General features: G+C 67.6%; 17 protein-coding genes, 1 tRNA gene and 1 pseudogene. 10 read left to right on the forward strand and 9 right to left on the reverse strand.

All coding sequences use genetic code 11. The features are described from left to right. Positions 1-511: 511 nt before the first annotated feature. Positions 512-835 carry a ferredoxin FdxA gene (fdxA, locus tag V9K91_RS12765; RefSeq protein ID WP_184124067.1) on the reverse strand — a complete coding sequence of 108 codons (324 nt, stop codon included), beginning with the start codon at positions 833-835 and terminating at the stop codon, positions 512-514. Between the two features lie 249 nt (positions 836-1,084). Between fdxA and V9K91_RS12770 the strand changes: the two genes are divergently transcribed. Beyond that, entirely contained in the window at positions 1,085-2,506 is a 1,422-nt protein-coding gene (locus V9K91_RS12770) for a sugar porter family MFS transporter (protein WP_068850948.1), read from the forward strand. A gap of 63 nt (positions 2,507-2,569) precedes the next feature. Here V9K91_RS12770 and V9K91_RS12775 read toward each other — a convergent pair. After that, positions 2,570-2,644 (reverse strand) — tRNA-Glu (locus tag V9K91_RS12775). A 50-nt stretch (positions 2,645-2,694) separates the two neighbouring features. Here V9K91_RS12775 and pcnB point away from each other — a divergent pair. The 6 genes from pcnB to pgi all read left to right on the forward strand — a co-directional run bounded on the left by pcnB (position 2,695) and on the right by pgi (position 8,880). Continuing rightward, on the forward strand, positions 2,695-4,065 hold the full coding sequence (pcnB, locus tag V9K91_RS12780) for a polynucleotide adenylyltransferase PcnB (protein ID WP_068850951.1): 1,371 nt from the start codon (positions 2,695-2,697) through the stop codon (positions 4,063-4,065). Between the two features lie 3 nt (positions 4,066-4,068). After that, on the forward strand, positions 4,069-4,557 hold the full coding sequence (folK, locus tag V9K91_RS12785) for a 2-amino-4-hydroxy-6-hydroxymethyldihydropteridine diphosphokinase (RefSeq protein WP_210132281.1): 489 nt from the start codon (positions 4,069-4,071) through the stop codon (positions 4,555-4,557). 31 nt (positions 4,558-4,588) lie between these two features. Continuing rightward, entirely contained in the window at positions 4,589-5,404 is an 816-nt protein-coding gene (gene panB, locus V9K91_RS12790) for a 3-methyl-2-oxobutanoate hydroxymethyltransferase (protein WP_068850957.1), read from the forward strand. Next, positions 5,401-6,243 (forward strand): pantoate--beta-alanine ligase, encoded by an 843-nt coding sequence (gene panC, locus V9K91_RS12795; RefSeq protein ID WP_068850960.1) that lies wholly within the window; start codon positions 5,401-5,403, stop codon positions 6,241-6,243. The genes panB and panC overlap by 4 nt, the downstream gene beginning before the upstream one ends. A 745-nt stretch (positions 6,244-6,988) precedes the next feature. Further along, a complete protein-coding gene (gene panD, locus V9K91_RS12800) occupies positions 6,989-7,369 on the forward strand; it encodes an aspartate 1-decarboxylase (protein WP_068850963.1) in 381 nt (126 codons plus the stop codon). Beyond that, positions 7,366-8,880 carry a glucose-6-phosphate isomerase gene (gene pgi, locus V9K91_RS12805; protein ID WP_336443341.1) on the forward strand — a complete coding sequence of 505 codons (1,515 nt, stop codon included), beginning with the start codon at positions 7,366-7,368 and terminating at the stop codon, positions 8,878-8,880. The genes panD and pgi overlap by 4 nt, the downstream gene beginning before the upstream one ends. Before the next feature lie 63 nt (positions 8,881-8,943). Here pgi and V9K91_RS12810 read toward each other — a convergent pair whose 3' ends face one another. Next, positions 8,944-9,531, reverse strand: coding sequence for a response regulator transcription factor (locus V9K91_RS12810; RefSeq protein WP_068850970.1), 588 nt, complete (start codon positions 9,529-9,531; stop codon positions 8,944-8,946). After that, on the reverse strand, positions 9,528-10,754 hold the full coding sequence (locus tag V9K91_RS12815; protein ID WP_068850973.1) for an ATP-binding protein: 1,227 nt from the start codon (positions 10,752-10,754) through the stop codon (positions 9,528-9,530). Before V9K91_RS12815 ends, V9K91_RS12810 begins: the two co-directional genes overlap by 4 nt. A gap of 84 nt (positions 10,755-10,838) precedes the next feature. On the opposite strand from V9K91_RS12815, the gene ispG reads away from it, so the two are divergent. The 3 genes and pseudogenes from ispG (at position 10,839) to V9K91_RS12830 (ending at position 13,663) form a co-directional block, all read left to right on the forward strand. Then, on the forward strand, positions 10,839-12,104 hold the full coding sequence (gene ispG / locus V9K91_RS12820) for a flavodoxin-dependent (E)-4-hydroxy-3-methylbut-2-enyl-diphosphate synthase (protein WP_093534150.1): 1,266 nt from the start codon (positions 10,839-10,841) through the stop codon (positions 12,102-12,104). Further along, positions 12,085-12,792: a phosphatase PAP2 family protein gene (locus tag V9K91_RS12825; RefSeq protein ID WP_093534152.1), complete on the forward strand. Its 708-nt coding sequence runs from the start codon at positions 12,085-12,087 to the stop codon at positions 12,790-12,792. Before ispG ends, V9K91_RS12825 begins: the two co-directional genes overlap by 20 nt. A 223-nt stretch (positions 12,793-13,015) precedes the next feature. Then, positions 13,016-13,663: pseudogene (locus tag V9K91_RS12830) on the forward strand (response regulator). 54 nt (positions 13,664-13,717) lie between these two features. Here the strand turns inward: V9K91_RS12830 and V9K91_RS12835 are convergent. The 5 genes from V9K91_RS12835 to zwf all read right to left on the reverse strand — a co-directional run bounded on the left by V9K91_RS12835 (position 13,718) and on the right by zwf (position 19,817). After that, on the reverse strand, positions 13,718-14,377 hold the full coding sequence (locus tag V9K91_RS12835; protein ID WP_249834065.1) for a bifunctional 4-hydroxy-2-oxoglutarate aldolase/2-dehydro-3-deoxy-phosphogluconate aldolase: 660 nt from the start codon (positions 14,375-14,377) through the stop codon (positions 13,718-13,720). 311 nt (positions 14,378-14,688) lie between these two features. Then, positions 14,689-16,605, reverse strand: coding sequence for a phosphogluconate dehydratase (gene edd / locus V9K91_RS12840; protein ID WP_210132286.1), 1,917 nt, complete (start codon positions 16,603-16,605; stop codon positions 14,689-14,691). A 46-nt stretch (positions 16,606-16,651) separates the two neighbouring features. Continuing rightward, positions 16,652-17,377 (reverse strand): 6-phosphogluconolactonase, encoded by a 726-nt coding sequence (gene pgl, locus V9K91_RS12845; protein ID WP_068850990.1) that lies wholly within the window; start codon positions 17,375-17,377, stop codon positions 16,652-16,654. Then, entirely contained in the window at positions 17,374-18,381 is a 1,008-nt protein-coding gene (gene glk / locus V9K91_RS12850; protein ID WP_249834067.1) for a glucokinase, read from the reverse strand. The genes pgl and glk overlap by 4 nt, the downstream gene beginning before the upstream one ends. Continuing rightward, entirely contained in the window at positions 18,378-19,817 is a 1,440-nt protein-coding gene (zwf, locus tag V9K91_RS12855) for a glucose-6-phosphate dehydrogenase (protein WP_093534159.1), read from the reverse strand. The genes glk and zwf overlap by 4 nt, the downstream gene beginning before the upstream one ends. Between the last annotated feature and the right edge of the window lie 304 nt (positions 19,818-20,121).

Genomic DNA, 20,121 nt, shown 5'->3' on the forward strand with positions numbered 1-20,121 from the left:
CGTCGAGATCCAGGCTCTTACGGCGGCCCACGCCGGCTCTCGACGCCTACGCTGCCAGATTCCGAACAGATAAGGCTTGTAGAAAACATCCATGTTTTCTACAGTCCCGCAAACCCACCCCCGCCGACCCTCCACAGTGTGTTGGTGGCCGCGGGAGATCAACGGCAGCGCCGATCATTGTCATGCGTTGCCGGGCGTTGGTGCGTTCCGTGCATTCGTTCGGGAACCGAACCTACCAGCGGCACCATGTAGAGCCACGCCCTGCGTGGCTGATTTTTGCTTCCGCACGCGACCCACTGTCGGGGGCGGCCGGCGGGTAGCCCCCGGAGGGACTGTCAAAAACATGGATGTTTTTGCCAAGCCCCCATGGATGGGTTTACGGCGTGTCCCGGAGCGGGGCTGCCCGTCGGCCTCCCCGGCACGGGACAATGAAATGCCGCTCTCGCTGTTGCTGTTGCTGTTGCTTCCCAAGCAACCAACAAAAAAGGCGCCAACGGCGCCTTTTTGCCTATCACCGCTCCAGATACTGGAGCTTGTCCGGCTTGCCGTCCCACTCGCCGGCGTCGGCGGGCGGGTCCTTGCGCACGGTCAGTACCGGCCAGGCCTTGGCCAGCTCGGCGTTGAGTTCCACGAACTTTTCCTGGCCGGCGGGCACGTCGTCTTCGGGGAAGATCGCGTTGACCGGGCATTCGGGCTCGCACAGGGTGCAGTCGATGCACTCATCCGGGTCGATCACCAGGAAGTTCGGGCCTTCGTGGAAGCAATCCACGGGGCACACTTCCACGCAATCGGTGTGTTTGCACTTGATGCAGTTTTCAGTGACGACAAAGGGCATGGCTGGATCTGGATCCGACAGTAAGCCGGACAATTCTAGAACAGTTGCGGCTTTGTCGCAGTGCACGATGCGCCGAAGCCGGTCGGTGCGGTTAGATGCCGATGCCTACCGGTAGACACCCGGGCGGCCCAGAGGCAGGCAGATCAGGCCCCGGCAGCCCTTTGTGGGCGGGCAGGGGCGTGTGAGAACCTGCCGGACGAGACCCCGCTGCGCTGACCCGTTGCTGTCCCACTCCTGCCAGGACCCTTCATGTCCACCACACTTGCAGCCAACGCCGCCCGCGGCGAGAACACCTCCTTCATCGTGCTGATCAGCTGCGTCGCCACCATCGGCGGCTTCCTGTTCGGCTTCGACAGCGGCGTCATCAACGGCACCGTCGATGGCCTCAAGCAGACCTTCCAGTCCAGCGAGGCCGGGATCGGCTTCGAGGTCGCCTCCATGCTGCTGGGCTGCGCGATTGGCGCCTTCTTCGCCGGCCGTCTGGGCGACCGCCTCGGCCGGCGCGGGGTGCTGATCATCGCCGCCGTCATGTTCCTGCTGTCGGCACTGGGCGCCGGTTCGGCGCACAGCTCGCTTGCGTTCGTGATCGCGCGCGTGATCGGCGGCTTCGCGGTGGGCGCCGCCAGCGTGATGTCGCCGGCGTACATCGCTGAGGTCGCCTCGGCCCGGTACCGCGGGCGGTTGGCCACCGTGCAGCAGATCGCCATCATCAGCGGCCTGTTCTGCGCCTTCCTGAGCAACTTCCTGCTGGCCCGCGCTGCCGGCGCCTCCACCGAGCCGCTGTGGCTGGGCCAGGAAGCCTGGCGCTGGATGTTCTGGATGCAGGCCATTCCGTCGGCCCTGTTCCTGGTGCTGCTGCTGGGGATCCCGGAAAGCCCGCGCTACCTGGTGGTGAAGGGGCGTCGCGCCGATGCGCTGGCCGTGATGACCCGCCTGTACGGCGCGGCCGAGGCCCAGGCCAAGATTGCCGAGATCGAAGGCTCGCTGGCCCAGGACCAGCATCGCCCGCGGCTGTCGGACCTGGTCGACAAGGGCACCGGCAAGCTGCGGACCATCGTCTGGGTCGGCATCGGCCTGGCCGTGTTCCAGCAGCTGGTCGGCATCAACGTGGTGTTCTACTACGGCGCGGTGCTGTGGCAGGCGGTCGGCTTCTCCGAAAACGACGCACTGCTGATCAATGTGCTGTCCGGCGCGCTCAGCATCGGCGCCTGCCTGCTGACCGTGGTGCTGATCGACCGGGTCGGCCGCAAGCCGCTGCTGTGGGTCGGCTCGGTCGGCATGTCGGTGGCGCTGGCGCTGATGGTGGTGGCTTTTGCCAGCGGCACCCTGGCCGATGGCCACCTGCAGCTGTCCGACGGCATGGGACGGCTGGCGCTGGTGGCGGCCAACGTCTACGTGGTGTTCTTCAACATGTCCTGGGGCCCGGTCATGTGGGTGATGCTGGGCGAGATGTTCCCCAACCAGATCCGCGGTTCGGGCCTGGCGGTGGCCGGCGCGGCCCAGTGGACCTCGAACTTCGCCATCACCGTGACCTTCCCGATCCTGCTGGCCGGCATCGGCCTGGCCGGCGCCTACGGCATCTATACGGTGGCGGCGGTGGCTTCGATCTTCTTCGTGCTGCGCTACGTGCGCGAGACCAAGGGCAAGGAGCTGGAGCAGATGGAGGGTTGAGGCCCGGCCCCACAACGCAAAAACCCCGCCAAGGCGGGGTTTTTCGTCGGCTGGCGCGGCAAATGGTGCTCCCTAGGGGACTCGAACCCCTGTTTTAGCCTTGAGAGGGCCACGTCCTAACCTCTAGACGAAGGGAGCATGCTTTGTCGCGAACTGCGCAGCGCGCTAGTATATGGACCTCGATGCCATTGGGCAATCCCGAAACTTCAACCGGAAGCGCCAACATCAATTCCTCCGCTACATCACCGTTCAGTCTGCGCGTGATCCCCCGCGACCAGCACAACATCTCCCGCAAGGACATCAGCCCCAACGCGTTGCGCGTCCTGTACCGGCTGCGCGACTCGGGCTTTGGCGCCTACCTGGTGGGTGGCGCCGTGCGCGACCTGCTGGTCGGCGGCAACCCCAAGGATTTCGACGTGGCCACCGATGCCACGCCGGAGCAGGTCAAGTCGCTGTTCCGCAACTGCCGCCTGATCGGGCGCCGCTTCCGCCTGGCGCACGTGGTGTTCGGCCGTGAAATCATCGAAGTGGCCACCTTCCGCGCCAACATCGACGATGGCAGCGGCGACCGCGAGATGGAAAACGGCATGCTGGTGCGCGACAACGTGTACGGCAGCATCGAAGACGATGCGGTGCGCCGCGACTTCACCTGCAATGCCCTGTACTACGCCATCGAGGATTTCTCGGTGCGCGATTACACCGGCGGCTTCGAAGACGTGCAGGCGCGCCTGATGAAACTCATCGGCGATCCCGAAAAGCGCTACCAGGAAGATCCCGTGCGCATGCTGCGCGCGGTGCGCCTGGCCGCCAAGCTGGGCTTCCAGATCGACGACGCCAGCGCCGAACCGCTGCCGCGCCTGGCCAGCCTGCTGGGCGAAGCCGCGCCGGCCCGCCTGTTCGAAGAAGTGCTCAAGCTGTTCCTGTCCGGCCACGGCGTGGCCAGCTTCGAGGGGCTGGAGCGTTACGGCCTGCTCGACGTGCTGTTCCCGGAAAGTGCCGCCGCGCTGCGCAGCAACCGCAGTGGCGCGCTGCGCCGCATGGTCATCGAAGGCCTGCACAACACCGACCAGCGCGTGGCCAACGACGAGCCGGTCTCGCCCTCGTTCCTGTTCGCGCTGCTGCTGTGGCCGGCGTTCTGCCGCGCGCTGGCGACCCTGCAGAAGCAGGGCGTGCAGCTGGAAGAAGCGCAGCGCCGTGCCGCCGACCGGGTCACCCTGCACCAGTTGACCACCATCGCCCTGCCGCGCCGGTTCTCGCTGCCGATGCAGGAAATCTGGTTGCTGCAGGGCCGTTTCAGCTCGCGCCAGCGCAAGCGCGTGGTGCGCACCCTGACCCACCCGCGCTTCCGTGCCGCGTTCGATTTCCTGGCGCTGCGCCAGGTGGCCTCCAGCGAGCACCAGGCCGATGTGGAGTTCTGGCGCGAAGCCCAGCTGCAGTCCGGGCCCGAGCTGGATTCCACGCTGGACGCCGCGCAGGCCGAAGGTGAGCTGGACGAAAACGGGGCACCGCGCAAGCGCCGCCGCCGTCGTCGTCGTCCCGGTGGCGCTGCAGGCGAGTAAGCCGTGACCCTGGCCTGTATTGGACTGGGCGCCAACCTCGGCGACGCCGCGCAGACCCTGCGCGCGGCGTTCGCGGCCATGGCCGCGCTGCCGCTGACCACGCTGCAGGCGCGCTCGCAGCTGTACAGCACGCCGGCCTGGGGCAATGAAGACCAGCCGGCGTTCGTCAATGCCGCTGCGCTGCTCGAGACGGGGCTGGAACCGACCGCGCTGCTCGAGGCCCTGCTGGGCATCGAGCGCGACTTCGGCCGGGTCCGCGATGCGGCCGTGCACTGGGGCCCGCGCACGCTCGACCTGGACCTGCTGCTGTACGGCGAGGCGGTGATCGACCTGCCGCAGCTGAAGGTGCCGCACCCCTACCTGCACGTGCGCGCGTTCGCGTTGCTGCCGCTGGCCGAGATCGCCCCGGAGGCGATGATTCCGGGGCAGGGCCGCGTGCGGGACGCTGCGATGCGTATCGAGGCCTGCGGGATCGCGCCAATAGGAGGATAATGCGGGGCTTATCGCCACCGGTTATCAGCTCATGAGTACCCACGCAGACAGCAAGCCCTGGACCGTCCCCGCACTGGCCGAGGCCAAGCGCAACGGCCAGAAGCTGGTCATGCTGACCGCCTACGACGCCGGCTTCGCGCGTGCGTTCGACGCCAATGGCGTCGACCTGATCCTGATCGGCGATTCGCTGGGCATGGTGGTGCAGGGGCACGATTCGACCCTGCCGGTGACCACCGACGACATGGTCTACCACACCGCCTGCGTGGCCCGGGTGCTGACCCGCGCGCTGCTGATCGCCGATCTGCCGTTCGGCGCCGACGCCACCCCTGAGCGCGCCTTCGAGGCCTCGCTGCGCCTGCTCCAGGCCGGCGCGGAGATGGTCAAGATCGAAGGCGCCGGCTTCAAGCTGGACGTCATTCGTTACCTGGTGGATCGCGAGATTCCGGTCTGCTCGCATCTCGGCCTGACCCCGCAGTCGGTGCTGCGCCTGGGCGGGTACCGCGTGCAGGGCCGCGGCGATGCGGCCCGCCAGCTGGTTGAAGACGCCAAGGCCGTTGTCGAGGCCGGCGCCAGCATGATGGTGCTCGAATGCCTGCCGTCGCCGGTGGCTGCAGAGGTCACCGCCGCGGTGTCGGTGCCCACCATCGGCATCGGCGCCGGCCCGCAGTGCGACGGCCAGGTGCTGGTGCTGCACGATTTCCTCGGCCTGGACAGCGGCCACCGCCGTCCCAAGTTCGTCAAGGATTTCCTTGCCGAAGGCGGGTCGGTCGCCGGCGCGGTCCGTGCCTATGCCGACGCCGTGCGCGACGGCTCCTTCCCCGACGCAGAACACGCCTACGCCTCATGATCGACACCGTCACCGAACTGTCCCGCCTGCGCGCCGTCGTCAACGGCTGGAAGCGCGAGGGCCTGCGCGTCGCGCTGGTCCCCACCATGGGCAACCTGCACGCCGGCCATTACTCACTGGTCACCCTGGCAAAGCAATACGCTGATCGCGTGGTCTCCAGCGTGTTCGTCAACCCGACCCAGTTCGGCCCGAACGAAGACTTCACCCGCTACCCGCGCACCCCGGAAGCCGACACCACCGGACTGGAGCAGGCCGGCTGTGACGTGCTGTGGCTGCCCACGGTCGAATCGATGTACCCGTTCGGCGTGGAGCTGGCGGCCAGCGTGAACGTGCCGGGCATTTCCAGCCTGCTCGAAGGCGCCCACCGCCCGGGCCACTTCGACGGCGTGTGCACCGTGGTCTCGCGCCTGTTCAACCAGGTCCAGCCGGACGTGGCTGCCTTCGGCAAGAAGGATTACCAGCAGCTGGCGGTGATCCGCCAGATGGTGGAAGACCTGGCCTTCCCGATCCAGATCGTGGGCGGCGACATCGTGCGCGAAACCGACGGCCTGGCCATGAGCTCGCGCAACCAGTACCTCAACGCCGAACAGCGCCCGGTCTCGACCACCATCCACCAGGTGCTGCTGGGCATGCGCGAAGGCTTCATCACCGGCAAGACCCGCAGCCTGATCGAAGCCGAAGCCGCCGCGGCCCTGCAGGCCGCCGGCTTCCAGGTCGACTACGCCGTGGTCCGCAAGCCGGACCTGTCCGAGCCGGCCGACAGCGAAGACGGCAACCGCGTCGCCCTGATCGCCGCGCGCATCGGCAACACCCGCCTGATCGACAACCTCGAGTTCTGATAGCGATTGGGTGAGCGCCCGCAAGGGACTGCGCTGGATCCCTGGCAGTCGGCCCTGAGGCCGACTGCTTCACGCAATCTGGCAAACAGCCGATAGCTGAGCCTTGGCCTGAGCTGGGCCGACCGGTGCGGGTTTGCGGGACACGCCGTGAACCCGTCCATGGGGGCTCGTAGAAAACATCCATGTTTTCTACGGTCCCGCAAACCCGCCCCGGCCGACCCTCCGACAGTTGGCTTTAGGCCACGGGAAACGCGGAATGCAGACCGTTGGTCGGCAACAGTCGGGCGCCGCGACCCCGGTAGGGTTGGTTCCCAAACAACCGCCGTGAACGGATCAACGCTCGGTTACGCATGACCCAAATCGAGGCCCGTTGACGGCCAACGGCCGTCCTCCGCCTTTCCCGCGGCAACGACACACTGTCAAAAGGCGGGTCGGGGCGGGTTTGCGGGGGTGTGAGCGGCATGGATGCCGCGACCAAGCCCCCAAGGATGGGTTCACGGCGTCCCCCGCAAACCCGCACCGTCCCGCCAAGCCAGGGAAACTGCTGGCAACCAGCTGTTCGCCATAAATCGTCAGCTGCCGGGCGAAGCCCGGCAAATCAGCCAGCCGTCGAATGCCGCAAAAAAGTCAGCACTGGCGGCAGCGACCCTCATCTGCCTGAACCGCCGGCAGCGGGCGGGTGGAAACCCCTGCCGCCCGGTGCCCGGGTGCTAGAATTTCCCTTTCCTTTACGTCGTCCCGTGCCATGCACCTCTCCCTGCTCAAGACCAAGATCCACCGCGCCACCGTGACCCATTCGGAGCTGAACTACGAAGGGTCCATCGCCATCGATGACAACCTGCTGCTGGCCACCGGCATCCGCGAGTTCGAACAGGTGCACATCTGGGACGTCACCAACGGTGCGCGCTTCTCGACCTATGCCATCCGCGCCGAAGCGGGCAGCGGCGTGGTCTCGCTCAACGGCGGCGCCGCGCGCCACGTGCAGGTCGGCGACATCATCATCATTGCCGCCTTCGCCAGCATGAGTGAAGAAGAAGCTGACAGCTTCCGGCCGAAGTTGGTATATGTGGACGGCAACAACCAGATCTCCCACACCAACGACAGCATCCCGACCCAGGCCGCATGACACAGACCAACGGATTCGACCCGCTTCACTCCCATGCCCAGCGCCTGCGTGGCGCGAGCATCCCCGCACTGATCGCCGCCGAACCCGGGCGCGCACAATCGCTGGGGCTGCGGGTCGGTCCGTTGTATGCCAACTTCGCGCGGCAGAAGTACGACCGCGCGGCGTTGGATGCGCTGCTGCAGCTGGCCGCCGAGCGCGATGTCGCCGGCGGCTTCCAGCGCCTGTTCCGCGGTGAGACGGTCAACGTCACCGAAGGCCGTGCCGCGCTGCACACCGCCCTGCGTGGCGATGTGAGTGGTGCGCCGGTTGCCGCTGACGCCTTCGCCACCGCCGCCAAGGTGCGTGCGCAGATGGGCGAACTGATCGCCGCGCTGGAAAAGACCCCTGTCACCGACATCGTCAGCGTCGGCATCGGCGGTTCGGACCTCGGTCCGCGCCTGGTCGCCGACGCGCTGCGTCCGGTCACCGGCGCGCGCTTCCGCGTGCATTTCGTTTCCAACGTGGACGGCGCCGCCATGCAGCGCACGCTGGCCACGCTGGACCCGGCCACCACCGCCGGCATCCTGATTTCCAAGACCTTCGGCACCCAGGAAACCCTGCTCAACGGGCAGATCCTGCATGACTGGCTGGGCGGCAGCGAGCGCCTGTACGCCGTCAGCGCCAACCCCGAGCGTGCCGCCAAGGCGTTCTCGATCGCCGCCGGCCGCGTGCTGCCGATGTGGGATTGGGTTGGCGGGCGCTATTCGCTGTGGTCGGCGGTCGGCTTCCCGATCGCGCTGGCGATCGGCTTCGAGCGTTTCGAACAGCTGCTGGCCGGTGCGGCCGAAATGGATGCCCATGCGCTCAACGCGCCGCTGGCGCAGAACCTGCCGGTCCTGCATGCCCTGACCGACATCTGGAACCGCAACCTGCTCGGCCATGCCACGCATGCGGTGATGACCTACGACCAGCGCCTGGCGCTGCTGCCGGCCTACCTGCAGCAGCTGGTGATGGAAAGCCTGGGCAAGCGCGTGCAGCTCGACGGCAGCCCGGTCGGCAGCGACACCGTGTCGGTGTGGTGGGGCGGGGCGGGCACCGACGTGCAGCACAGCTTCTTCCAGGCGCTGCACCAGGGCACCAGCGTGATCCCGGCCGATTTCATCGGCTGCGTGCACAACGACGACCCCTATGAAATCAACCACCAGGCGCTGATGGCCAACCTGCTGGCGCAGACCGAAGCACTGGCCAACGGCCAGGGCAGCGACGATCCGCACCGCGAGTACCCGGGCGGCCGCCCGAGCACGCTGATCCTGCTGGACGCGTTGACCCCGCAGTCGCTGGGCGCGCTGATCGCGATGTACGAACATGCCGTGTACGTGCAGTCGCTGATCTGGAACATCAACGCCTTCGACCAGTTCGGCGTGGAGCTTGGCAAGCAGTTGGCCAGCCAGCTGTTGCCGGCGCTGCAGGGTGAAGCGCATGGCATCACCGATCCGGTGACGCTGGAGCTGTTGGAAAAACTGCGCGGTTGATCACCTTGGTTGCGCCGGCCGTTGGCCGGCCCAGGTAGTCCGTGGTCCGGCCAACGGCCGGGGCTACCGCCCTTCGCGCGACGGATCGCGCTCCGGGCTGGGCCGCTTGGCCAATTTGCGCTGCAGCGAGCGCCGGTGCATGCCGAGCAGGCGCGCCGCCGCCGATACATTGCCGCCCGTTTCATGCATCGCCTGCTGGATGTGTTCCCACTGCAGGCGGCTGATCGGGGTCATCGCGTCCGGTGGCTCCATCTCGCCATCGTCGGCCGGGCCATCGTCTTCCTCGCCCAGCGCACGCAGGATCATCGGCACGGTGGCCGGCTTGGGCAGGTAGTCATCGGCACCCAGCTTGATCGCCTCCACCGCGGTGGCAATGCTGGCGTAGCCGGTCACCAGCAGGATGCGCATGTCCTCGCGCAGTGCCCGCAGCGGCTGGATCAGCGCCAGGCCGGATTCCGAACCCAGCTTCAGGTCGATCAGGGCGTAGGCCGGCGGCTGCTGCCGCGCCAGCACCAACGCAGAGGCGATGTCGCTGGCGGTCACCGTTTCCAGGCCCTTGCGGGCCAGGCTGCGCTGCAGCGTGCGCAGGTACAGTTCGTCATCATCGACCAGCAGGCCGTGGCTGGAGGCGGGCAGGGTGGGGGTATTCATGGCGAAATCTCCGGTGCAGCCAGGGGCAGGCGGAAGCCGACGCGGGTGCCGGCGCCCTGCGCCGGCCGCATCCACAACTCGCCGTCCAGGCGCTCGATGGTGGCATGGGACAGGGCCAGGCCCACGCCCATGCCCTGGGTCTTGCCGCTGTTGAACAGGGTGCCGGGCAGCACCGCATCGCGTGCGTCGAAGCCGCGCCCGTAATCGCGCACTTCGCCGATCAGGTCACTGCCTTCGATACGCAGGGTCAGGTCCACCTGCGGCCGTTCGGCCTGCTCGCCGGCGTCGGCGGCGTTGTTGAGCAGTACCATCAGCAGATGGCCGATGCCCGGGTCCAGCGGCTGCTGCAGCGGGGCATCCTCGTTGCGCCGGAGGGTGATGGTCGGGCGCACCAGCTGCCACTGCTCCAGCACCTGCGGCAGGGTCACCGGCGCGTTGCCGCGGGCTTGGCCGGCGGCCGGGCGCGCCAGCGCCAGCACCCGTTCGCGGCACTGCACCAGCAGCTCGCGCAGCGTGTCGACATCGTCACGTACTTCCGGGTTGTCGGTCTGGTCGGCGATGTCGTCGGCCAGCAGGGTCATGGTCGCCAGCGGGGTGTTGAGTTCATGCGCTACCGAGGCGGCATGGGTGGCCAGCGCCACGATGCCTTCGTTGCGCGCGAAGCGTTCGCGCAGCAGGGCCAGTTCGTGTTCGCGCCGGCGCAGTGCCATCGCCAGCCGGGTGGCGAAGGCCAGCACCACCGCCGCCGACAGCAGGAAGTTGGCCACCACGCCCCATTGGTGCAGGTCCATGGCAGTGAAGTAACCATGCGGCAGCGGCTTGCCGAAAATGCCGCTGACCGCATAGCCGATCAGGCAGGCGGCGGCCACGGCCAGCGTCCAGCGCACCGGCAGGGCCAGCGCGGCCAGCGCGATCAGGATCAGGAACAGCGAGCCGAACGGATTGCCGACCCCGCCGCTCCAGCCCACCATCCAGGTCAGCACCGCCACGTCCACCAGGATGTGGCAGAACGCGGTCAGCGGCGCGGTATCGGCATCCAGCACGCGCAGCTGCGCGTACAGGTTGAACAGGATCAGCACCAGCACCCCGGACCACAGCGGCAGCTGCGGCAGTTCCAGCCCCAGGACCCAGCTGGCCACCAGGATGGTCGCGGCCTGGCCGGCCACGGCCAGCCAGCGCAGGCTGCACAGGGTGCGTAGGAAGGGGGCGTCGGTACCGGTCATCGGCTGCCATCGTATGCGCTTGCGCAGTTAACTGCCTGCGACAATCGGCCGCATCGGGCGCGCGCGGGTGCGGTAAAATGGGGAATGCACGACGCCGTCAGCCAACCGACCCAACCTTCCGACACCACCGTGTGGGCCCGCCGCCAGACCCAGCCTGTCCGCATCGGCGGCGTGGTCGTGGGTGGGGGGCAGCCCGTGGTGGTCCAGTCGATGACCAACACCGACACCGCCGACGTGGCCTCCAGCGTCAAGCAGGTGGCCGAGCTGTGGCGGGCCGGGTCGGAAATGGTGCGCCTGACCGTGAACAATCCCGAGTCGGCCGCCGCCATTCCGCGCATCGTGGAAAAGCTGCGGATGATGGGGATCGAGGTCCCGCTGATCGGCGACTTCCATTACAACGGCCACCAGCTGCTGACCCAGGAACCGGCCTGCGCCGAAGCGCTGGCCAAGTACCGGATCAACCCGGGCAACGTCGGCTTCGGCAAAAAGAAGGACACCCAGTTCGCGCAGCTCATCGAGTTCGCGATCCGCTACGACAAGCCGGTCCGCATCGGCGCCAACTGGGGCTCGCTGGACCAGTCGCTGGCCGCGCGCCTGATGGACGAAAACAGCCAGCGCGCCCAGCCTTGGGACGCCGGCCGGGTGCTGCGCGAAGCGCTGATCCGTTCAGCGCTGGATTCGGCGCACACCGCCGTGGAACTGGGCCTGCCGCGCGACCGCATCGTGCTGTCGGCCAAGGTCAGCGGCGTGCAGGAACTGATCGCCGTGTACCGCGACCTTGCCCAGCGTTCGGACTTCGCCCTGCACCTGGGCCTGACCGAAGCCGGCATCGGCAGCAAGGGCATCGTCGCTTCCTCGGCGGCGCTGGCCGTGCTGCTGCAGGAAGGGATCGGCGACACCATCCGCATTTCGCTGACGCCCGAACCGGGCCAGTCGCGCACGCAGGAAGTGATCGTCGCCCAGGAACTGCTGCAGACCACCGGCCAGCGCGCCTTCACCCCGCTGGTCACTGCGTGCCCGGGCTGCGGCCGCACCACCTCCGAGTTCTTCCAGGAGCTGGCCAAGGTCGTGCAGAACCACGTGCGCGGCAAGATGCCCGAATGGAAGGTGAGCCATCCCGGCGCGGAAAACATGACCCTGGCCGTGATGGGCTGCATCGTCAACGGGCCGGGCGAATCGCGCCACGCCAACATCGGCATCTCGCTGCCCGGCACCGGTGAAACCCCGGCCGCACCCGTGTTCGTCGACGGCGAAAAGACGGTCACCCTGCGCGGTGACAACATCGCCCAGGAATTCGTGGCGCTGATCGACGAGTACGTCGAACGCAAGTATGTCCGAAGCGTCGGATAAGCCCGCGGTGCTGGCCGCGCCGGAGCCGGCCGCCGGCGTCCGCCACTGGATGGCGCGCAATGCCTGGCGCTTCGTGCTGCTGTTTGCCGGCGTGTTGCTGCCGCTGGCCGGGTTCGTGGCCCTGGCCGACGAAGTGCACGAACTGGAGGCGTTCTACTTCGACGCCCCGCTGTTGTGGAAAATGCATGACGTGGCCCGGCCCAGCCTGGACGCCGCGTTCGTGTTCATTTCCCGGATCGGCTACCAGTGGGGCGTGATCCCGGCCGACATCCTGATCGTGGCCGTGCTGCTGCTGCGCCGGCGCTGGCGTGAAGCCAGCTTTGCCGCGCTCAGCTTCGCCGGCTCGGCCCTGCTCAACATCGGCAGCAAGCAGTTCTTCCAGCGCGACCGGCCGACCCTGTGGGAGTCGATCGCTCCGGAAAGTACCTACAGCTTCCCCAGCGGCCACGCCATGGGCTCGATGACCCTGGCCGCCGTGCTGGTGCTGCTGGCCTGGAATACCCGCTGGCGCTGGCCGGCGCTGGTCTTCGGCGTGCTGTTCGCCGGCTCGGTCAGCCTGTCACGCATCTACCTGGGCGTGCATTACCCTTCCGACATCCTGGCCGGATGGTGTGCCGCACTGGTTTGGGTGGTAGGGTGTTTCCTGGTGATGTTCCGCCGCCGCCATCCCTGGCGCCGCCGGCACTGACCGGCCTGCTGGGAGCGGGCCGGATGCGGCAGGGGTTTCCGCGGACCGTCATAGGTCCAATAAACCGATATGGCCTGGGGTGATAGGCATGGGGCAGGGGTAGCCCGGCACGGATGTGACGCGGGCATCAGAATGCGCTGATGGGGAAAATACTTCCTTGTTATCGTCCGACCCCGTCGCTAGGCTGGCCCCGGTTTGCAGCGTTTGGACGAAGGTGGGTGGGATGACGATTCGAGTGTATCTGGTGGACGACCACGCGCTGGTGCGAACCGGCATGAAGATGATCCTGTCCAACGAGACGGACATCGAAGTGGTGGGGGAAGCCGAATCCGGCGAAGATGCGCTGCCCGCGATCCGCTAGCTGCGCCCTGACGTGGTGCTGTGCGACCTGCACCTGCCCGGGGTAAGCGGAATGGAAGTCACCGAACGCGTGGTGCGTGGCGACCACGGCACCCGCGTGGTGATCGTGTCCGTGCTGGAAGACGGCCCGATGCCCAAACGCCTGCTCGAAGCCGGTGCCTCCGGCTACATCGGCAAGGCCTGCGATGCCCAGGAACTGCTGCGCGCCGTGCGCGACGCCGCGCTCGGCCGGCGTTACCTCGGCAGCAGCATCGCCCAGAACCTGGCCCTGTCCAACGTCGAAGGCAGCCAGTCGCCGTTCGACAGCCTGTCCCCGCGCGAGCTGGAAGTGGCGTTGCTGCTGACCCAGGGCCTGCGCCAGGAAGACATCGCCAAGCGCCTGAGCCTGAGCGCCAAGACCGTCAACACCCACAAGGCGCGCCTGTTCGAGAAGATGGGCATCCACGACAACATCGCGCTGGCGCGCATGGCCAGCCAGTACGGCCTGGTGGACCCGTCACGGCCGATGTAAGCCCGCCTCGCGCTCCAAAAAAAAAAAGCCCGGGAATTCCCGGGCTTTTTTTGTTCAGCGCGAGCGGACCCGGGCGACGATCTTCGCCGCCTGCGCCGCGCTGTCGCGCACCTTGTCCCACTCGCCGTTCTCGATCCAGGGGCCCGGCACCATCCACGAACCGCCGATGCAGACCACGTTCTTCTGCTCCAGGTACTCGGCCGCCGTGGTTTCCGTGATGCCGCCGGTCGGGCACAGCTTCAGGTCCGGGATCGGACCGGCCAGGCCCTTGATCATCGCCAATCCGCCGACCGCCGAGGCCGGGAACAGCTTGCACACCCGGAACCCGCGCGCATACAGCGCCAGCAGCTCCGTCGGCGACGCCGCACCCGGCACCACCGGCAAGGGCGCCTCCGCCAGCGCATCGGCCATGAAGCCCGGCGTGCCCGGCGTCACCAGGAAATCCGCGCCCGCGTCGATGGCCTGCTGCATCTGCTCAACCGTGAGCACCGTGCCCGCACCCACCACCACATCCGGCAGCTCGCGCTTGAGCATGCCCAGCGCTTCCATCGCGATCGGCGTACGCAGCGTCAGCTCGATCGCCGGCAGCCCACCTTCCAGCAACGCCGCGCTGACCGCACGTGCCTGGTCGAGGGTATGCACGGTAACGACCGGCAGGATGCCGGCGGCAAGCAACAGGGATTCAGCGCGTTTCTGATGATCTGCGATGTTCATAGGGAAGCCTTTCGGTTGTTCGAAGCATTGGATGGCAGGATTCAACGCCTGCCGATTGCCGGTGTGTTGTCGTAGACCCCGTGGGCCGACCAACGGTCGGCGCTACCGAGGGAGCGGTGCGCCGTTTGATTCCTGGGATAAGAAGGCGCCGCAATGTGTCGTGAGGCAGCGGCGGGGGTCCCCGTAGGGACCGTAGAAAACATGGATGTTTTCTACGAGCCCCCATGGATGGGTTCACGGCGTGTCCCGTAGGGGACCCCCGCCGCTGCCTCACCCACGCAGACCCAACCGCCGCCTTACGCGATAACCCGTCAGGCGTCCTTGGACTCATGCGGTGCGAGCGCAGCAGCAGCATCGTGCCCCAGCTCATACTCCGCGTCGTAATTCCACATGTCGCCGTCGTCAGCAGCCGGCCCGCACGAAATCGAAATCGCGCCCTGGTCAGCCGGACCCACCAGGCGGCGGTTCATCGCGAACAGGTTGCGGCCCAGATCGTTCGCCGCCGGTGCCGTGTTCGGTGCCTGCTCGCGCGCTGCCCATTCGGCCGCGTCCACCAGCACCTCCAGCGTGCCCGCCTCACCATCCAGCCGGATGATGTCGCCCTCGCGCACCCGCCCCAGCGGACCACCGCGCGAGGCTTCCGGTGTCATGTGGATTGCCGCCGGGAACTTGCCCGACGCGCCCGACAAGCGACCATCCGTCACCAGCGCAACACGCCGGCCCTGGTTCTGCAGCAGCCCCAGCAATGGCGCCAGCGAATGCAGCTCCGGCATCCCGTTCGCACGCGGGCCCTGGTAACGCACCACCGCCACGAAATCCTGCGGCAACATTCCCGCCGCATGCAGCTTGTTCAGCACCTGCGGCGCGTCCACCACCACCGCCGGTGCCTCGATCGTCCGGTACTGCGGCTTCACCGCCGACAGCTTGATCAGCGAACGGCCCAGGTTGCCGCGCAGCAGCCGCAGCCCGCCCTGTGCCTCGAACGGCTCGGCCACCCCGCGCACCACCTCACGGTCCGCGCTCTCGGCAATGCCCTCGATCCACGTCAGCGCACCGTCGCGCAGCGCCGGATCCTGCGTGTACTGGCGCATGCCGCCTTCGGCCACCGTCACCAGGTCCGCGTGCATCAGCCCCGCGTCCATCAGCTCGCGGAACACGAACGCCGTGCCGCCTGCCGCCGCGAAGCGGTTCACGTCCGCCTCGCCGTTCGGGTACACCCGCGCCAGCAGCGGCACCAGCTGCGACAGCTGGTCCATGTCGTCCCACGTCAGCACGATGCCCGCCGCCCGCGCCACCGCGATCCAGTGGATCGTGTGGTTGGTCGAACCGCCCGTGGCCATCAGCGTGACCACCGCATTGACGATTGCGCGCTCATCGATCAACCGGCCCAACGGCCGGAAATCATCGCCCAGCGCACAGATTTCCAGCGCACGCACCGCCGCATGCCGCGTCAGCGCATCGCGCAGCGGCGTTTCCGGATTCACGAACGACGCGCCCGGCAGCTGCACGCCCATCGCTTCCAGCAGCGTCTGGTTCGAATTGGCCGTGCCGTAGAACGTGCACGTGCCCACCCCGTGGTACGACGCCGCTTCGGCTTCCAGCAGCTCCTCGCGCGTGGCCAGGCCCGCCGCGTAGCGCTCGCGCACCTCGGCCTTCTGCTTGTTCGGAATGCCCGGCGTCATCGGCCCGGCCGGCAGGAAGATCGCCGGCAGGTGGCCGAACGCCAGCGCACCGATCAACAGCCCCGGCACGATCTTGTCGCACACGCCCAGGTAGACGGTGCTGTCGAACATGTCATGGCTCAACCCGATCGCCGTGGACTGCGCGATCACATCGCGCGAGAACAGCGACAGCTCCATGCCGCCACGGCCCTGCGTGACCCCGTCGCACATCGCCGGCACGCCGCCGGCGACCTGCGCCGTCGCGCCTACCGAACGCGCGGTCTCGCGCAGGATTTCAGGGTAATGCTCGAACGGCTGGTGCGCCGACAGCATGTCGTTGTAGGCAGTGATGATGCCCAGGTTCGGCGTGACCCCGCCGCGCAGGCGGCTCTTGTCGGTCGGGCCACAGGCCGCAAAGCCGTGGGCCAGGTTGCCGCAGCTCAGGCGCGAACGGAACGGACCGTCGCGCAGCGCGGCGTCGATGCCCGCCAGGTACGCAGCGCGCGACGCGGCACTGCGCTGGACGATGCGCTCGGTGATGGCATGGAGTTTGGGGTGCAGGCTCATTGGCTACCGGCTATGAGAGGGCGAACGGAATGACAGCGGCATCGAATCAGTCGCACCAGTGGATGCGCAGCGTCGGGCGGCCATCGAGATCGATCGCGTTGAGAATGGGATACAGCGCTGCGTTGTTGCTTTCCAGCGCCTGCTTGAGCACTTCCAGCTTCTGCTTGCCACGCAGCAGCAGCAGCCGCTGGCGGCACTGGCGCATACCGTGCGGCGTCAGCGTGATGCGCAGCGGCCACTGGTTCGATCCCGGGCAACCCGTGGCATCCAGCGCGGCGTAGGGCAGGGTGCTTTCCAGCGCGCGGGCCAGGTCCTTCGAGCCGGGGAACAGCGATGCCGTATGCCCGTCATTGCCCATGCCGAACACCGCCAGCGACGGTGCCTCGGTGTGCTGCGCCTGCAGGTTGGCGGTGTAGACACATTCCGGCAACGGCTTGCCCACCCGCACCAGCGGATCGAAGTGTGCGCCCTCGGCGCGGTTGAGCAGGCTCTGGCGAACCAGCCAGGCATTGCTGTCGCGGTCCTGCGGCGACAGCCAGCGCTCGTCGACCAGGCTGACTTCGACCCGGTCCCACTGCACGTCCAGTTCGGCCAGCGCCTGGTACACCGGTGCCGGCGTGGTGCCGCCGGAGAGCAGCATCCGGGCCCGGCCGGCAGCGTCGATGTCATGGTTGAGGATCTGCGCCATTTCGGCTGCGATCGTCTCGATCCACGCATCGGCGTCGGTGTGCCGGATCAGGGTGAAGCGGTTGGAATCTTCAAGTGCGTTCATGCGGCGCCTCCTGGCAGGTCGCGTTCGAGGTCGGCTGCGTAGGCGGCCGCGCCCAGCAGGCCCGCGTGCGGGTGCATCACCGCCAGCGACGGCACCCGGGCCATGATCGACGAGAACCGGCCCTTGTGCTCGAAGCGCTGGCGGAAGCCGGAATGCTGAAGGGAATCGAGCATCTTCGGCACCAGTCCGCCGGTCAGGAACACGCCGTCCCAGGCACCCTGGATCAGCACCAGGTCGCCGGCAATGGCGCCGAACACCGCGCAGAACAGATCCACCGTGCGCATCGCCTGCGGGTCGCCATGCAGGGCGCGCGCGGTGACGTCCACCGGCTGCAGCTGGCCCGGGTCGACATCGGCCATCTCGCACACCGCGCGATGGATGTTGACCAGGCCCGGCCCGCAGATCAGGCGTTCATTCGAGACCCGGCCGAACTGCTCGGACAGGATCTCCAGGATGCGGATCTCCTCCGGCGTGCCGGGCGGGAAGCTGACGTGGCCACCTTCGGTTTCCAGCGGGTAGCAGCGGCCGTGGCGCAGGATCAGCCCGCCCACGCCCAGCCCGGTGCCCGGCCCGATCACCGCGTAGTTGCGCGGCTGGCCGGGCTGGCCCGGTACCCACGCCGCGCCGCCGACCTGGACCACGTCCTGCGGCTGCAGCAGCGAGATCGCCATCGCCTGCGCGGCGAAGTCGTTGATCAGGTGCAGGCCATCGAAGCCGAGCATGTGCGCGGTGCGCATGCGCGAGATCACCCACGGATGGTTGGTGATGCGCGCCTCGTCACCATCCACGCGGCCGGCCACGGCGAACACGCCGCGGCGTGCTTCGGCGCCGATCTGCTCCAGGTAATGCCGTGCGGCATCGCCCAGCGACGGGAAATCAGCGACCACGAATTCGCGGATGCTGTCCTTGAGCAGCGGCGCGGCCAGGCTGGTGTCGGCCAGCGCGAAGCGGGCGTTGGTGCCCCCGATATCGGCCACCAGCGCCGGTTGGATCGACACCGTCATGCGCGATCCTTGCGGTTGGCCTCGGCATCCACATCGGCCGGCAGGAAGCCGAACGCCTGTTCCGGGCCCCATTCGCCGGCCGGGTAGGGCTGCAGCGGCAGCTGCGCTTCCTTCCAGGCATCGCTGACGCTGTCGATCCAGGCCCAGGCGGCACGCACTTCATCGTCGCGCACGAACAGCGCATGGTTGCCGTTGAAGGCATCCAGGAACAGGCGCTCGTAGGCGATGCGGCGGTGCAGGCCGGTCGGCACGGACAGTTCCAGTTCCAGCGGGTGCAGTTCCAGCGCGCCCCACTCCGGGCCGGCCAGGCTGCTCATCAGGCCCAGCTCGATGTTTTCCTGCGGCTGCAGCTGGAAGGTGATGCGGTTGGGCGTGGCGTTGGCGCGGTCGGGCCGTTCGAACAGCCAATGCGTGACCGGCTTGAGGTTGACCACCACGCGGGTGGTGCGCTCGGCCAGGCGCTTGCCGGTGACCAGGTGGAACGGCACCCCGGACCAGCGCCAGTTGTCGATATGCGCGGTGACCCCGGCGAAGGTTTCCACATCGCTGCCTTCCGGCGGCTGGTAGGCCTGCGCGGGCTGGCCGTTGATGGTGCCGGCGGTGTAGCGGCCGCGCACGCTGTCACGCGCGGCATGCTTGGCATCCAGCGGTCGCAGCGCACGCAGCACCTTGACCTTCTCATCGCGGATGCGGTCGGCTTCCAGCGACGCCGGCGGTTCCATCGCCACCAGGCACAGCAGCTGCAGGATGTGGCTCTGGACCATGTCGCGCAGCGCGCCCGAACGCGCGTAGTAGGCATCGCGGCCATCCACGCCTTCGCTTTCGGCGACCAGGATGTGCACCGATTCGATGTAGTTGCGGTTCCACACCGCCTCAAGCAGCGTGTTGCCGAAGCGCAGGGCGATCAGGTTCTGCACCGCCGCCTTGCCCAGGTAGTGGTCCAGACGGAACACGCGGTCTTCGTCGATCCACTGGCCGATGGTGGTCAGGATCTGTTCGGCGCTGGCGCTGTCGCTGCCGATCGGCTTTTCCAGCATCAGGCGTGCCGGCGCGGCCAGCGCGCCACCCAGGGCCAGGCCCTCGCAGGTGGAGATGTACAGGCCCGGCGGAATGGCCAGGTAGCTCACGCACTTGCGGTCGACCAGGTCGCTGACCGAGGCGGCCACCGACTGCGGATCGCGAAGGTCCACCGAACGGTAGTCGATGCGGTCCAGCAGCGACTGGATGTCATCCAGGCTGGCCGCCGGCATCGCCTGCTGCAGGCGCGGGCGCAGGATCTGGCGGAACGCGTCGGTGTCGTGCGGGGACAGTGCCAGTGCGCGGACCTTGAAGTCTTCCGGCAGCAGGCCGTCACCCAGCAGGCGCAGCAACGAAGGGAACAGGTAGCGCTGGGCGAGGTCGCCGGTGGCGCCAAACAGGAAGAGGGTATCGTGCATCGCTCGAGTTTCAGATCCGGGTGACATCGTTGTCAATCGCTTCTCGTCTATGTTCTCGGGGGTCAAGCTGGCCGCGGTGTCCGGTTGCTGCAATCGCAACATGAACAGGTGCGGGCCCGCCCATCATGGGGCATGTCACGTCCTGACGGCGACGCGGTCATGACCGACCATTGGATACTGCCACGTGAAAACGTTTACATGGCAGAATGAGCAGACTGTATTCGATTGCAGTGGTCGCCGTCATGCGGCACCACGCCATCGACCTGCCATCGGGAGGGCCGAAGGCAGTTCCGCATCAACAGCC

The organism is Stenotrophomonas sp. CCNWLW57, assembly GCF_037203925.1.
In the GTDB taxonomy this organism is placed as follows: Bacteria; Pseudomonadota; Gammaproteobacteria; order Xanthomonadales; family Xanthomonadaceae; genus Stenotrophomonas; species Stenotrophomonas rhizophila_A.

Coding starts and splice junctions, on each gene's coding strand:
- glk (WP_249834067.1), bottom strand. CDS start 18,381: ATGACGGTGTCGATCCAACCGGCGCTGGTGGCCGATATCGGGGGCACC.
- edd (WP_210132286.1), bottom strand. CDS start 16,605: ATGAGCCTGCACCCCAAACTCCATGCCATCACCGAGCGCATCGTCCAG.
- V9K91_RS12835 (WP_249834065.1), bottom strand. CDS start 14,377: ATGAACATCGCAGATCATCAGAAACGCGCTGAATCCCTGTTGCTTGCC.
- pgl (WP_068850990.1), bottom strand. CDS start 17,377: ATGAACGCACTTGAAGATTCCAACCGCTTCACCCTGATCCGGCACACC.
- panD (WP_068850963.1), top strand. CDS start 6,989: ATGCACCTCTCCCTGCTCAAGACCAAGATCCACCGCGCCACCGTGACC.
- zwf (WP_093534159.1), bottom strand. CDS start 19,817: ATGCACGATACCCTCTTCCTGTTTGGCGCCACCGGCGACCTCGCCCAG.
- V9K91_RS12770 (WP_068850948.1), top strand. CDS start 1,085: ATGTCCACCACACTTGCAGCCAACGCCGCCCGCGGCGAGAACACCTCC.
- pgi (WP_336443341.1), top strand. CDS start 7,366: ATGACACAGACCAACGGATTCGACCCGCTTCACTCCCATGCCCAGCGC.
- ispG (WP_093534150.1), top strand. CDS start 10,839: ATGCACGACGCCGTCAGCCAACCGACCCAACCTTCCGACACCACCGTG.
- panB (WP_068850957.1), top strand. CDS start 4,589: ATGAGTACCCACGCAGACAGCAAGCCCTGGACCGTCCCCGCACTGGCC.
- panC (WP_068850960.1), top strand. CDS start 5,401: ATGATCGACACCGTCACCGAACTGTCCCGCCTGCGCGCCGTCGTCAAC.
- V9K91_RS12825 (WP_093534152.1), top strand. CDS start 12,085: ATGTCCGAAGCGTCGGATAAGCCCGCGGTGCTGGCCGCGCCGGAGCCG.
- fdxA (WP_184124067.1), bottom strand. CDS start 835: ATGCCCTTTGTCGTCACTGAAAACTGCATCAAGTGCAAACACACCGAT.
- V9K91_RS12815 (WP_068850973.1), bottom strand. CDS start 10,754: ATGACCGGTACCGACGCCCCCTTCCTACGCACCCTGTGCAGCCTGCGC.
- V9K91_RS12810 (WP_068850970.1), bottom strand. CDS start 9,531: ATGAATACCCCCACCCTGCCCGCCTCCAGCCACGGCCTGCTGGTCGAT.